This is a genomic window from Gillisia sp. JM1, assembly GCF_000424645.1.
GTDB lineage: Bacteria > Bacteroidota > Bacteroidia > Flavobacteriales > Flavobacteriaceae > Gillisia.
The window spans coordinates 32,935-46,930 of sequence record NZ_AUKH01000007.1 but is presented as its reverse complement, the minus strand read 5'-3'; the positions used below and the strand labels follow the sequence as shown (position 1 = coordinate 46,930).

At 36.2% G+C, this 13,996-nt stretch carries 11 protein-coding genes; 8 read left to right on the top strand and 3 right to left on the bottom strand.

Annotated features, from left to right (window positions below; genetic code table 11):
• Positions 1-7: 7 nt before the first annotated feature.
• Both H033_RS0100190 and purH read right to left on the bottom strand, forming a co-directional pair.
• Positions 8-1,036 (bottom strand): rod shape-determining protein, encoded by a 1,029-nt coding sequence (locus tag H033_RS0100190; protein ID WP_026836510.1) that lies wholly within the window; start codon positions 1,034-1,036, stop codon positions 8-10.
• A gap of 35 nt (positions 1,037-1,071) precedes the next feature.
• The gene (gene purH / locus H033_RS0100185; protein WP_026836509.1) at positions 1,072-2,598 is read right to left on the bottom strand and encodes a bifunctional phosphoribosylaminoimidazolecarboxamide formyltransferase/IMP cyclohydrolase; all 1,527 of its coding nucleotides are present in this window, start codon (positions 2,596-2,598) and stop codon (positions 1,072-1,074) included.
• A gap of 143 nt (positions 2,599-2,741) precedes the next feature.
• Here purH and H033_RS0100180 point away from each other — a divergent pair, with 143 nt between their 5' ends.
• On the top strand, positions 2,742-3,995 hold the full coding sequence (locus tag H033_RS0100180) for an ABC transporter permease (RefSeq protein ID WP_026836508.1): 1,254 nt from the start codon (positions 2,742-2,744) through the stop codon (positions 3,993-3,995).
• A gap of 137 nt (positions 3,996-4,132) precedes the next feature.
• Here the strand turns inward: H033_RS0100180 and H033_RS0100175 are convergent, their stop codons facing one another.
• Positions 4,133-4,591, bottom strand: a complete 459-nt coding sequence (locus H033_RS0100175; protein WP_026836507.1) for a GAF domain-containing protein — start codon at positions 4,589-4,591, stop codon at positions 4,133-4,135.
• 87 nt (positions 4,592-4,678) lie between these two features.
• On the opposite strand from H033_RS0100175, the gene xrtF reads away from it, so the two are divergent.
• The 7 genes from xrtF (at position 4,679) to H033_RS0100140 (ending at position 13,960) form a co-directional block, all read left to right on the top strand.
• Entirely contained in the window at positions 4,679-5,236 is a 558-nt protein-coding gene (gene xrtF / locus H033_RS0100170) for an exosortase family protein XrtF (RefSeq protein WP_034885966.1), read from the top strand.
• Positions 5,220-5,666, top strand: coding sequence for an exosortase F system-associated membrane protein (locus tag H033_RS0100165; protein ID WP_026836505.1), 447 nt, complete (start codon positions 5,220-5,222; stop codon positions 5,664-5,666). Before xrtF ends, H033_RS0100165 begins: the two co-directional genes overlap by 17 nt.
• Before the next feature lie 125 nt (positions 5,667-5,791).
• The gene (locus tag H033_RS0100160) at positions 5,792-6,208 is read left to right on the top strand and encodes an HYC_CC_PP family protein (RefSeq protein WP_026836504.1); all 417 of its coding nucleotides are present in this window, start codon (positions 5,792-5,794) and stop codon (positions 6,206-6,208) included.
• 123 nt (positions 6,209-6,331) lie between these two features.
• Positions 6,332-10,198: an efflux RND transporter permease subunit gene (locus H033_RS0100155; RefSeq protein WP_026836503.1), complete on the top strand. Its 3,867-nt coding sequence runs from the start codon at positions 6,332-6,334 to the stop codon at positions 10,196-10,198.
• Positions 10,199-10,254: 56 nt separating this feature from the next.
• The gene (locus H033_RS19235) at positions 10,255-11,508 is read left to right on the top strand and encodes a TolC family protein (protein ID WP_196809403.1); all 1,254 of its coding nucleotides are present in this window, start codon (positions 10,255-10,257) and stop codon (positions 11,506-11,508) included.
• A 10-nt stretch (positions 11,509-11,518) separates the two neighbouring features.
• Complete coding sequence (locus tag H033_RS0100145) at positions 11,519-13,240, top strand: efflux RND transporter periplasmic adaptor subunit (protein ID WP_034885965.1); 1,722 nt, start codon at positions 11,519-11,521, stop codon at positions 13,238-13,240.
• A gap of 138 nt (positions 13,241-13,378) precedes the next feature.
• Positions 13,379-13,960 (top strand): DUF2911 domain-containing protein, encoded by a 582-nt coding sequence (locus H033_RS0100140; protein ID WP_026836501.1) that lies wholly within the window; start codon positions 13,379-13,381, stop codon positions 13,958-13,960.
• The last annotated feature ends 36 nt before the right edge of the window (positions 13,961-13,996 follow it).

Here is a 13,996-nt window from a genome sequence, read left to right as displayed (position 1 = left end):
GTTAATCCTACTTTATCAATATTCCTTTGTAACGGCTTAAGTTTTTAAGGCATATTCCAGTTCCTCGAACTACGGCTCTCAAGGGGTCTTCTGCAATATATACTGGAAGATCTGTTTTTAAAGACAATCGTTTATCTAATCCCCTTAACATAGATCCTCCCCCTGCAAGGTAGATTCCTGTATTGTAAATATCGGCAGCTAATTCTGGTGGGGTTTGAGATAAAGTTTCCATCACAGCATCTTCTATTCTTAAAATAGATTTGTCTAATGCCTTAGCGATTTCTCTATAAGATATTTGAACCTGTTTAGGTTTTCCGGTAAGTAGATCTCTACCTTGAACATTCATTTCCTCTGGTGGGATCTCAAGATCTTCAGTAGCAGCACCTATTTGAATTTTTATTTTTTCAGCAGTACGCTCCCCAACATATAAGTTATGTTGTGTGCGCATAAAATAAACAATATCATTTGTGAAAACATCTCCCGCGATTTTTACAGATTTATCGCAAACAATCCCTCCAAGAGCAATCACTGCAATCTCTGTTGTTCCACCTCCTATATCCACAATCATATTCCCTTTAGGTTGCATGATATCTATTCCAATACCTATAGCTGCTGCCATTGGCTCATGAATAAGATAAACTTCCTTTCCGTTAACACGTTCTGCACTTTCTTTTACCGCACGCATTTCAACCTCTGTAATCCCAGATGGAATACAAATTACCATTCTAAGAGCAGGAGTGAACCATTTTTTCTTTAATGCCGGAATTTCTTTGATAAACATATTTATCATTTGTTCACTGGCGTCAAAATCGGCAATTACTCCATCTTTTAAGGGTCTAATTGTTTTAATGTTCTCATGGGTCTTCCCTTGCATCATTGCAGCTTCTTTACCTACGGCTATAATTTTTCCGGTGGTTCTGTCTCTGGCAACAATAGATGGGCTATCCACTACTACTTTATCGTTGTGGATTACCAAAGTATTGGCGGTTCCTAAATCTATTGCTATTTCTTCAATGAGAAAATCAAAAAATCCCATATTTCTTTTGTTGAGGTTAGGTAAATGTAATAAAATTAATGTTTAAAATGGCGCGTACCAGTCATTACCATAGCCATATTATGTTGGTTACAATAATCTATGCTTAATTGATCTTTAATAGAGCCTCCAGGCTGAATTACTGCGGTAATTCCTGCATTATCTGCAATCTCTACACAATCTGGAAAAGGAAAAAAAGCATCACTTGCCATCACCGATCCTTTGAGATCGAAATTAAACGACTTTGCTTTTTCAATACTATGCGTTAAAGCATCTACTCTAGAGGTCTGCCCGGTTCCGCTTGCTAGTAATTGTTTGTTTTTTGCTAAAACGATGGTGTTGGATTTGGTGTGTTTGCAAATTTTAGATGCAAATATCAAATCCTTTAACTCGTTAGAAGTGGGTTTATTGTTTGTAGCATCCGTTAAATCTGCCTCAGAATCTGTCTTAAAGTCTTTATCTTGAACCAAAACCCCATTTAAACAAGTTCTCACTAGTTTCTGCGGTAATTCCTGTTCTTTCTGAATTAGAATAATTCTGTTCTTTTTTCCTTTTAAAGCTTCAAGTGCTTCTGAAGAAAAAGAAGGAGCGATCACTACTTCGCAAAATAACTTATGAATTTCTTCTGCAGTTGCTTTATCAATTTCAGTGTTGCTAATTAAAACGCCACCAAAAGCTGAAACAGGGTCTCCCGCTAAAGCATCTTTATAAGCTTGCAAGATAGTATTTCTTTGAGCCAATCCACAGGCATTATTATGCTTCAAAATTGCAAATGTTGGAGCGTCATTTTTGAACTCGTTCATCAAATTTACCGCAGCATCTACGTCCAGTAAATTATTATAGGATAATTCTTTTCCGTGTAACTGATCGAATATAGCTTCAAAATCTCCAAAGAAGGTTCCTTTTTGATGTGGGTTTTCCCCATATCTTAATTCTTTTCCTTTATTGAAACTTTGTTTGAAAGTGTCGTCTTCAGAGTTAAAGAAGTTGAAGATAGCAGTATCATAATGTGAAGAAATCTGAAAAGATTTTCCTGCAAATTTCTTTCTGTCTTCAAGTGAAGTAGTTCCGTTATTTTCTGATAAGAGTTCTAAAAACGCTGAGTAATCATCTACAGAAGAAACACAAAGTACGTCTTTGAAATTCTTAGCTGCAGCTCGAATAAGAGAAATTCCTCCTATATCGATCTTTTCAATAATATCTGCCTCAGATGCTCCTGAAGCTTCTGTTTTTTCAAAAGGATAAAGATCCACAATCACAATGTCAATTTGAGGAATTTCAAATTCCTTCATTTCTGCAACATCACCTTCATTATCCTGTCTGTTAAGAATCCCACCAAAAACTTTAGGGTGCAAAGTTTTAACTCGACCTCCTAAAATTGAGGGGTAAGAAGTTAGATCTTCTACAGGAATAACAGCGATCCCCAGATCTTTAATGAATTTTTCTGTACCACCAGTTGAATAAATAGTGATTCCAAGTTCATCCATTTTCTTAACTATGGGTGCCAATCCATCTTTACTGAATACCGAAATTAAAGCAGATTTCGCCGTTTTTAAATTGCTCATTGTGTTGTGTTTGTTAAGCTTGCAAAAGTAATTAAATCGCTATTAATTATATAGTTCTAAAGTTTTATTTCTTAAAAAAAATGTAACGAAAATATACACTAGACGTCTTATCTTTAATCTTTGTAAAAACACCCGGTTTTTCTATGCTAATATATTTAAGGCTATTAACAGAAAGTTTTAATTTCGCTGTCAGTGCGTTAATAAACAATAAACTACGCACCTTCCTTTCTTTGTTAGGTGTAACCATAGGTATATTTTCTATTATTGCAGTTCTTGCTGCAGTAGATTCCCTAGAGCGAGAAATAAAAGGAAGCTTAAGCTCCTTAGATAATAGCACCATAATGGTAATGCGTTTCAAATTTGGACCTTCGGAGATCCCTCGTTGGAAAAGAGAACAATTTCCAGATGTTTCTTATGATGAATATCAATACTTAGAAAAAAATCTTCCAGATGTAGAAGCTATAGATTACGCTTTGAATGTAGGAAGAGAAACTATCAAATTCGAAGAAAAAACGGTTTCTCAGGTAGAGGTTGGCGCTGTTACTCATAATTATTATCAAATTGAAGCGCTACAGCTGGCAGAGGGGAGATTTTTTAATGAGGCAGAATCTGTTAGTGGGACCCACGTAATTATTTTAGGACATGAAATTGCCCAGAATTTATTTGGACAAAGAGAAGCCTTGAGAAAAGAAATTAGAATGTACGGGCAAAGATTTATTGTAATTGGAGTTCTCAAAAAGGAAGGAGCTGGATTGTTTGGAGGCTCTAAAGATACTTCGGTATTTTTACCTGTAAATGTTATTAGACGAATTTATGGGGATAATAATAAAGCTGCTTTTCCTCAAATACTTATTAAGCCAAATGAAGGCGTAGATAATGCTGAATTTATCGCAGTGCTAACTCAGAAGTTGAGAAATTACAGAGCTTTAAAGCCAGATGAGATTAGTAATTTCTTTGTGAATCAGCTTCAAGGGTTTGCAGACCTTATAGATAATATTACGGGACAACTTAATCTAATGGGGCTGGTTATAAGTGGATTTTCATTATTGGTTGGAGGCTTCGGGATTGCAAATATCATGTTTGTAAGTGTAAAAGAACGAACCAATTTAATAGGAATTCAAAAATCCTTAGGAGCCAAGAATAGGTTTATCTTGTTCCAGTTCTTATTTGAAGCCGTGATACTAGCAATAATTGGCGGATTAATAGGATTGTTCCTGGTATGGATAGTTTCAATCCTAGCTTCGCAATTCACAGGGGATTTTGAATTTGTCTTGTCCCCATGGAATATGTTTATAGGAACAATGGTTTCAGCAGTTATTGGATTGATTTCAGGAATAATACCTGCGATCGCTGCTTCCAAACTAGATCCTGTAGAAGCAATTAGGACGGGGATGTAATCCCCATTGCCCTGGGGCATTTCCCCAAAGGGGAAAAATTAACAGTAAAGAAGGAATCTAAAGTGGTCATTGCTATTTAGGCATGGACAATGAACAATAGACAAATTTGAAACTTCAAAGCTTAAATTTTGAATAGTTTATCCTAAAATTTTCGCGATTTCTTCATTAACAAACTCTAAGAACAATTCGTCTTCTTTAGAAAATGGATCTGCGGTATGAGAATCTATATCTATTTGCCCAATATTTTCTCCATTAACGAATAAAGGCACAACGATCTCTGCTTTTACATAAATACTGCAGGCAATATAGTTGTCTTGAGCTTTTACATCTGGTACAACAAAGTTCTTGTTGGTAACAGCTACTTGCCCACAAATTCCTTTTCCAAAAGGAATAATTAGGTGATCTGTAGGTTCTCCAGCAAAAGCCCTCAATTTGAGCTCGTTCTTATCTCCATTTTTAAAATAGAATCCTACCCAATCGTAGTAAGGAATATTTTTTTCTAATAATTCGCAAACTTCTGTAAGCCTGTGGTCTACAGAAAGATTTTTGGATTCTATGATAGAAAGGACCTGAGGTTTTAATTTTTGAAAAGGCATGTTGCTGATTTTTGTTCAAAAGTATTAAAAAGTATTAGTACAGTCACCTATGTATTTTCTATAAATTTGTTAAAATCAAGTTTTTAATTGCTTCAACTATTTAAAAAATATAGATCGGTTTTACAGTTCATTCTCGTTTTTATGGGAAGCTATTTTATATTCTCGATTTTATACAATTTTTATCTCTCTTTTTTTGAAGCTTCTAGCTACTATCCCGACTTTTTCACACATTTAGTGGCCTTGCAAAGTGAATCTGTGATCGAATCTTTTGGCTATACCTCAAAGACAATGATTCATCCAAATGAGCCTTCCCTGCAATTATATGTCAATGATATATTTCTTGCAAGGATCGTAGAAGGTTGTAATTCTATAAGTATCATTATATTGTTCACCTCTTTTATACTTTCCTTTTTCGCCAAGTTTAAAATAAGCTTCCTCTATATTTTTACAGGAGCAGTGATCATTTATATCGCGAATATTTTAAGAATTGTTATCTTGGCTATTGGTATTTATGAATACCCACAATACACAAGCTTCTTGCACACCATTGTTTTTCCGCTCATAATTTACGGGACTGTATTTATTTTGTGGGTTTTTTGGGTTCGGTTATTTTCTAAAAACACAGTAGATGAAAAAGCGGTATAAAATTATTATGATCTCTTTGCTTGTTACCTTACTAGTAATGGTGCGCTATTTTGAGAATCAATTATTTTATGACCCGTTATTAAAATTCTATGAGGCAGACTATTTGAATCACTCATTTCCATATTTTGAGACCGGGAAATTGTTTTTTAATGTCCTTTTAAGGTATTTAATCAATTCTATTATTTCGTTGGGTATTCTGTATGTTACTTTTTTTGATAAAAATATTTTAGAATTCTCTGTTTATCTTTTTTCGATCTTTTTTGTAATATGTTTTACTGTGTTTGTTGTCTTGATTTTTGAAATAGAAAGCCAAAACTTTTTAGCACTCTTTTATGTTAGAAGGTTTTTGATCCATCCAATTTTTGTTCTAATATTAATGCCAGCATTCTATTATTACAGGCGCAAAAATGGCCATAAACTCAAAAGTTAATCCTGAAAACTTGAAAGTTAGAGATACAACTTTCTGTTACATTTGTATAAGCTGTTATAATCTATGCTTGCTGATTAAGAGGTAAGTATATCAATTATAACAATTATTGTTTATATTTGTTTGTAATGAAAAAAGGCATCCAGAAATTTTCTTCTTTGATTCTAGCGCTATTAGTGCTGGTTTCCACCTTTTCCTTTACTATCGAAAAACATTTCTGTGGAGATTTATTGGTAGATCAAGCTGTGTTTTCTAAAGTTAAAGATTGTGGGATGAGTTCCCATAATATGGATGCTATGATGGTTTCAGGAATGCTTACAGATTCTTGCTGTACTAATACACATCTTGCCATAGAAGGTCAAGACGAGTTAAAGATCTCTTTTGATAAATTAAGTCTGGATCAGCAAGTTTTTGTTTCAGCTTTTACTATTTCTTTCATTGAACTTTTTGAAAGTTCTCCAGAACAGATAATTCCTTTTAAAGATTATTCCCCACCCCTACTGGTCACAGATATCCATTTGATGGATCAGGTATTCCTTATCTGATTTTAAATAATTTTTATCGAACTAACTACAAAAGTAGTCAGTTTGAGCTATGTCGTAGTCTGATCTTTATCATTCTTCTTCGACCAAAAACTTAGTTTTTTGAAAATTATTTAAAGTAAACACATGTTTAATAAACTTATAAAATATTTCCTCTACAATAGATTGGTAACTATACTATTGTTGATTTTTTTGGTAGGATGGGGATTGGTCACTGCGCCATTCGATTGGGATACTGGATTTTTGCCTAAAGATTCGGTTCCCGTAGATGCCATTCCAGATATCGGTGAAAACCAGCAAATTGTATTCACAGATTGGCCGGGGAGATCTCCGCAGGATATCGAAGATCAGATCACCTATCCCATGACCTCTACATTATTGGGCATCTCCGGAGTGAAATCTATTCGTAGTACTTCGATGTTCGGCTTTTCTACCATCTATATCATTTTTGAAGAGGATGTAGAATTCTATTGGTCCAGAACCCGGGTATTAGAAAAATTGAACTCGCTCCCAACAGATCTGCTTCCATCAGGTGTGCAACCAACTTTAGGTCCAGATGCAACTGGACTGGGGCAAGTTTATTGGTATACACTGGAAGGTCGCGATCCAGAAGGTAATGTTACCGGTGGCTGGGATCTTAATGAATTGAGATCTATCCAGGATTATTATGTGAAGCTTGGATTAAGCGGAACTTCAGGAGTTTCAGAGGTAGCCTCAGTAGGAGGTTATGTTCAGGAGTATCAGATAGATGTAGATCCAGATGCTTTAAAGGCATATAATATTGGAATTGATCAGGTGATGATGGCTGTGAAGAATTCCAATAGGGATATTGGAGCCAAAACCATGGAGATCAATAAAGTTGAATATTTGGTTCGTGGATTAGGATATATCGAGTCTGTTGAGGACATCGAAAATTCAGTAGTTCTTGCCAATGATAATAACACTCCTGTTCTGATTAAAGATCTTGGGGTGGTAAGCTTGGGGCCTGCAGAACGCCGTGGAATCTTGGATAAAGGAGGAGCAGAGGTTGTTGGAGGAGTAGTCGTTGCCAGATATGGTTCCAATCCGCTTCAAGTAATTAAGAATACCAAAGAGAAGATCAAGGAAATATCTGTAGGTCTGCCTCAAAAAACATTGGCAGATGGAACTATAAGCAAGCTTACCATTGTTCCTTTTTATGATCGTACACAATTAATTGGTGAAACAATAGGAACTCTTGAGAGTGCCCTTTCGCATGAAATTTTAATAAGTATCATTGTAATTATTGTATTGGTTCTAAATCTTAGAGCCTCCATCTTAATTTCCAGTTTATTGCCTATTGGGGTGCTAATGACTTTTATTGCCATGCGTTATTTTGGGGTAGATGCCAATGTGGTTGCATTATCTGGAATAGCTATTTCTATTGGGGTCATGGTGGATGTCGGAATTATTTTCGTTGAGAATATTATTCGGCACTTGGAGATGAAAAAGAATGCGGGAGCCCGAGATAATAAATTATTGCAGGTAATTCATAAAGCAACCTTAGAGGTAGCCCCAGCTGTTACAACTGCCTTAGCAACTACTATTGTAAGTTTCTTGCCGGTCTTTTTTATGGAACATGCAGAAGGTAAACTATTTAGACCATTGGCATTCACCAAAACTTTTGCCTTGGGAGCAGCATTTATTATTGGGATATTGATATTACCAATGATCACTTTTTTCTTTTTCAACATAAAAATTCAGAAGAAAAAAGTGGTAAGGATCTGGAATATAGTTTTAATAGTTACTGGACTTTTCTTAGCGATCTATTTTAGTTTTTGGTTACCATTAGCATTAGTTGTAATAGGAACATTAAGGTTATTCGAAGATAAAAACCCAGAATTTTTAGGAAAGTATTCCAACTTGATCACCGTAATAGTGATCCTTGCGGTAACCTTGTTTTTCTTAGCGGAAGAATGGGTGCCACTTGGACATCAAACATCTGTAATTTCAAACTATTTCTTTGTAATTGTACTGCTTGCCATTACTCTTTTAATTCTCATGGGAATAGTGAAATATTACCAAGGGATTCTTAACTGGTGCCTATTAAATAAAGGGAAATTTCTTACACTTCCATTAATAACCATTTTATTTGGAATCATGATCTGGTTAGGATTCCCAAAGGTTTTTGGTTTTGCTGCAACCGGTTTTGACAAGGTAGGCTGGAACGTGAGAAGTACTTCTATTTGGAGCGGAATGTCTCATACGTTTCCGGGAGTAGGGAAAGAGTTCATGCCTTCATTAAATGAAGGGAGTTTTTTACTGATGCCTACTGCAATGCCTCATGTTGGGATAGAAGCTTCCAAAGACATCATGCAAAAACTCGATATTGCAATTACAGATATTCCCGAAGTAGATGTGGCTGTTGGAAAGTTAGGGCGAATAGAAAGTGCACTGGATCCTGCGCCAATCTCTATGTATGAGACTATGATTAATTATAAACCTGAATTTATTCTTACTGAAAAGGGCAAACCAGTGGCCTTTAAAGTTGATGATGATAATAAATTCATATTAAGATCTGGAGATAGCTTAACCAATGAAGAAGCCTTAGATGGCAGGACAGAAAGGGAAGATCTAATTGAAGATGAGGATGGTGATTATTACAGGAATTGGCGCTCTCATATTCAAAGTCCAGATGATATTTGGGAAGAAATAGTAAAACGAACCAATATTCCGGGAGTGACCTCTGCCCCTAAATTACAACCAATAGAAACCAGATTGGTGATGCTACAAACCGGGATGCGGGCTCCAATGGGAATAAAGGTTTACGGGCCAGACCTTCAAACAATTCAGGATTTCGGAATTGAACTTGAGGAATTGTTAAAGCAAGTACCTTCTGTAAAGGCTGAAGCGGTTTTTGCCGATAGAACCGTTGGGAAGCCCTATTTAGAAATTGATATTGATAGAAACGCCATTGCCAGATATGGCTTAAGTATTGAAGACGTGCAGCAAAGCTTGGAAACTTCCATTGGCGGAATGGAGATCACCACTACCGTGGAAGGTCGAGAGCGATATCCTGTTAGAGTACGTTATCCAAGAGAGTTACGGGATGACCCGGAAAGCCTCAAGAAGATTTTAGTGCCTACAAATAGCGGTGCTCAAATTCCACTAGGTGAATTAGCCGAATTAAAATATACCAGAGGTCCACAAATGATAAAAAGTGAGGATACTTTTTTGGTTGGCTATGTGCTTTTTGACAAAAGAGATGGTTTTGCTGAGGTGAACGTAGTAGATGATGCACAAAAGTTTTTACAGGACAAAATAGATGCCGGAACGCTCAAAGTTCCTGCAGGTGTGAGTTATAAGTTTTCAGGGAATTATGAGAATCAGGTTAGAGCGGTAAAACGATTGGCAATTGTGATCCCGATAAGTTTGATCTTGATCTTTATGTTACTTTATTTTCAATTTAAAACCATAATCGCATCTGCAATTCACTTTTCAGGAGTATTTGTGGCTTTTGCGGGAGGATTTATAATGATCTGGCTTTACGGTCAAACTTGGTTCATGGACTTTGCCATTTCCGGTATGAATATGCGGGACTTGTTTCAGATGGGAGATATCAATTTAAGCGTTGCAGTTTGGGTGGGGTTCATTGCCTTATTCGGAATCGCAACCGATGATGGTGTTTTAATGGGAACTTATATTCACCAAGTATTCGAAAGGAAAAAACCTAAAACGGTAGAGGCAGTTCGGGCAGCTGTGATGGAAGCAGGATTAAAAAGAGTGCGTCCTGCTATGATGACCACTGCAGTAACAATTATTGCTCTCTTCCCTGTTCTAACATCTACCGGAAAAGGATCTGATATTATGGTGCCTATGGCAATTCCAATAGTTGGTGGAATGATCATCCAGATCATGACCATTTTTGTGGTTCCAGTGCTTCAGGCATATTGGAGAGAAACGGTGGTAAGTTCCCCCTCTAACTCCCCCGAAGGTGGAGAATTAGCTCCTGATAATCTGAAACCTAAACAATAAAGAAACAGATGATGAAAAAATCTATATCAAAATATTTTCAAAAGCGATTTTCAGGGATGAAATTTCTACTTCTTTTGCTCCCACTTTGGGGCATGGGGGGATACTCGCAAACATTGGACACTTACTTAGAAATAGCAGTTAAGAACAATCCTAAGTTGAAATCTTCTTATGCCCAGTTTGAAGCTGCAATGAGAAACTCCCCGCAGGTATCAAGTTTGCCAGATCCAACTCTAACTATGAGCGGTCTGGGAAGAATGATAGAAACCAGAGTAGGAGCTCAGGAGGCAAGATTCAATTTAATGCAGATGTTTCCTTGGTTTGGTACTTTGGAAGCAAAAGAAAATGCCGCCAATTTAATGGCCGAAGCTAAATTTCAAAAATACCTTGACTTAAAAAATCAGCTGATCTATGATGTAAAATCTGTATATGCTGAATTGTACACAATTTCAGAAACTATACAGATCAAAGAGGAGAATCTTGAAATTCTTGAATCTTACAGGGAATTATCCTTAAGCCGATTCAAAAGTGGCGATGGTGCTATGGTAAATGTGGTTAAGGTAGATATAGATAAAGATGCTGCTATTACAGAGATTGAGCTTATGAATGAAATGCTGATTCCTGTAAGCACTAAATTCAATTTACTTTTAAATAGAGATCTTCAAGAAACCATATTTGTTCAGGATACTTTAAAACTTTCAGAACTTCCTATGGAGATAAATTCAGAAGATAATCTGGAATCGCATCCTTTATTGAAGGCAATAGAAAAGGAAAAGGCATCTTATATAGCAGAACAAACCGTAGCAGAGAAGCAAGGAATGCCAAATATTGGTATTGGGGTAGATTATTCAATCATTTCTAAAAGAACAGATGCCAATCCTGAAGGGAATGGTCAAGATGCTATCATGCCTATGGTCTCTATAAGTCTGCCTATTTTCAGAAAAAAATATAAAGCTTCAAGAGAGCAAGCAGAATTCTTAGTATCAAGTAGTATAAGTGAGCGAGAAGCTATGAGAAATGAGCTGCAAAGTATGCTGGCAATGACCATTTATGAATATCATAAATCTGAAAAACTAATTCAGTTATACAACAAGCAACTACTTAGTTCCGGGCAAGCCAATAAATTATATATCTCTGCTTTTAGCAACGCCACAGGAGATTTCGAAGAAGTTTTAAGAATGAATCAAGATATATTGTTGCTTAAAACTCAAAAAATAGAAGCTATTAAAAACGGATTTATCGCTGGTGCAAAGTTAGATTACTTGTTTTCTGGCGATGTAAATTCAAATTCAGAAATTAATAAAACTCCATAATCTTATTAAGATGGAAAACAAAAAAATAATACTTATCGTAATTGCAACTCTAATTATTGGAGCTGGTATTGGTTGGGTCTTAAAACCTTCAAACTCTAATTCTGAAGACAAGGAAATCCATGATCACCTTGGGGAAACCGCAGACCAGATTTGGACCTGCTCTATGCATCCGCAAATCAGACAATCTGAGCCAGGAAATTGCCCTATTTGTGGGATGGAACTTATTCCTTTAAAAAGCGATAATCTAGAATCTGAAAACTATACAATGAGTGAAGACGCCATGAAATTGGCAAACATCACTACAATGACGGTAGGAAAGGGAAGTGCTAACAAGGAATTGAGACTGAACGGGAAAGTACAAGTAGATGAGCGAAATGCCTATTCTCAATCTACCCACATCCCGGGGAGAATAGAACAACTTTCAATAAATTTTACCGGAGAGAAAGTTAGCAGAGGCCAAATCCTGGCAACTGTATACTCACCACAATTGGTAACTGCGCAAGAGGAATTGCTGCAAGCTGAAAGTATTAAAGAGAGTCAGCCGGAGTTGTTCGCAGCAGCAAAAGAAAAGCTGAGAAACTGGAAGATCGGCGATTCACAGATCAACAGGATCTTATCTACAGGAAAAGCAATTCAGCGATTTCCAATTAGCGCAGATGTAAATGGAATTGTTACAGAAAAAATGGTAGATCTGGGGGATTATGTAGAACGTGGAATGCCAATTTATGAGATCTCCGACCTTTCCAAGGTTTGGGTGCTTTTCGATCTTTATGAAAGCGACCTGAATTGGGTAAAAGAAGGAAGTAAGATCACTTATACTATTAATTCAATACCGGGGGAAACTTTTGAAGGAAAAATAAGTTTTATAGATCCTTTGATAAATAGCCAAACCAGAGTAGCCTCTGCTCGAGTTGAGGTTAATAATAAAGAAGGGAAGTTAAAACCTGAAATGTTTGCTTCTGGAGTAGTGGTAAATGACATCTCTGGAAAAGAAACCCAAGAAATAGTCATCCCAAAGTCTGCAGTATTGTGGACAGGAAAGCGATCTGTGGTTTATATAAAAGAAACTCTAGGAGATAGAGCTGAATTTATTTTAAGAGAAGTTGTTTTGGGCCCTGCTTTAGGGGATTCTTATATAGTGACTGAAGGTTTGCTAGCAGGTGACGAAATAGTTAGCAACGGTACTTTTACGGTAGATGCTTCGGTACAGTTGTCTGGAAGGCCTAGTATGATGAACCCAAAAATAGATACAGAGAAAGAGGATGCCTTTATTGAAGTTGCTATTTCAGAAAAAGAAAAACAGAAATTTGAAGCTGTTTTGTCTAATTATTTAAAGTTTAAAGACGCACTTGTAGAAGACGATTTTTCTTCAGCAAAAAAGTTAAATACAAAAATGGGTGAACAAATAAAGAGCATCAATAAATCACAATTTAACAGCCAAGTTGGAAAGATCTGGGAAAGTTTTCAGAAGGAATTGCTAGCCTCTACAAATACAATGGCTTCTGCCAAAGATATTAAGGAGATGAGGAACAGTTTTGATGAGTTTTCAGAAACAATGATTGGAATGGTTAAAACCTTTCAGTTAACTAATAAAGAACTTTATGTATTGCATTGTCCTATGGCAGATAATAATAAGGGAGCCGATTGGTTGAGTGCTTCTTCAGAAGTTAAAAATCCTTTTTACGGTAGCGCTATGTTAACCTGCGGGGAATTAAAAACTACAATAAAATGAAAAAGTGTTGTCAAGTAGGGAATGTGAAACCAGAATCGGTATATAAGAAATGGGGTGTCCGATTGGTCTATTGGATAGTTTCATTCATCTTAATATTCTTAGCAATAAATCAAGTACTAAACTTTTAAAGATAAAATCATGAAAAAAACAATTATAACAAGCTGTATTGCCCTAATTAGTTTAGGTGTTTTTTCACAAAATGAGCATTCAAATCATAATATGAATTCTGAAACTAAACAGGAATCGACAACTCCTAAAAAAGTATTGAGTCCCCACACAAGTGCTATGGCTATGATTGGAGATGCGCATGTGCATATAGATTATTCTTCTCCAAGTGTTAGAAACAGGATGGTTTTTGGCGGTTTGGTTGGCTATAACACCGTTTGGCAGGCAGGGGCTCATAAAGCAACTTGGATAGAAACGAACAAAGCATTGAAGATAGATGGTAAAGTTTTGCCCGCCGGGAAATATGGATTTTTCGTAGTTCCGGGAAAAGAGTCTTGGAAAGTGATGTTCAATTCTAACTGGGATCAGCATGGTAAGGATGAGTATAGTGAAGCAGAAGACATACTAGTCACAAATGTTAAGCTTAATAAATTAGAGAAAACCCAAGAATCGCTTGTTTATGATGTAAAGAAAAAGAAAGAGAATATGGGTGTGATTTCTTTGGCTTGGGAGACTTCTCAGATTGAGATCCCATTCGAAGTTCTTCAAAAGTAAAATTTTTAAAGAGAGATTTTAATAAATACTAGCACT

Excerpts from the sequence above, each read along its gene's own strand:
- H033_RS0100190 (WP_026836510.1), bottom strand. The coding sequence starts at position 1,036 with ATGGGATTTTTTGATTTTCTCATTGAAGAAATAGCAATAGATTTAGGA.
- purH (WP_026836509.1), bottom strand. The coding sequence starts at position 2,598 with ATGAGCAATTTAAAAACGGCGAAATCTGCTTTAATTTCGGTATTCAGT.
- H033_RS0100180 (WP_026836508.1), top strand. The coding sequence starts at position 2,742 with ATGCTAATATATTTAAGGCTATTAACAGAAAGTTTTAATTTCGCTGTC.
- H033_RS0100175 (WP_026836507.1), bottom strand. The coding sequence starts at position 4,591 with ATGCCTTTTCAAAAATTAAAACCTCAGGTCCTTTCTATCATAGAATCC.
- H033_RS0100165 (WP_026836505.1), top strand. The coding sequence starts at position 5,220 with ATGAAAAAGCGGTATAAAATTATTATGATCTCTTTGCTTGTTACCTTA.
- H033_RS0100160 (WP_026836504.1), top strand. The coding sequence starts at position 5,792 with ATGAAAAAAGGCATCCAGAAATTTTCTTCTTTGATTCTAGCGCTATTA.
- H033_RS0100155 (WP_026836503.1), top strand. The coding sequence starts at position 6,332 with ATGTTTAATAAACTTATAAAATATTTCCTCTACAATAGATTGGTAACT.
- H033_RS19235 (WP_196809403.1), top strand. The coding sequence starts at position 10,255 with ATGAAATTTCTACTTCTTTTGCTCCCACTTTGGGGCATGGGGGGATAC.
- H033_RS0100145 (WP_034885965.1), top strand. The coding sequence starts at position 11,519 with ATGGAAAACAAAAAAATAATACTTATCGTAATTGCAACTCTAATTATT.
- H033_RS0100140 (WP_026836501.1), top strand. The coding sequence starts at position 13,379 with ATGAAAAAAACAATTATAACAAGCTGTATTGCCCTAATTAGTTTAGGT.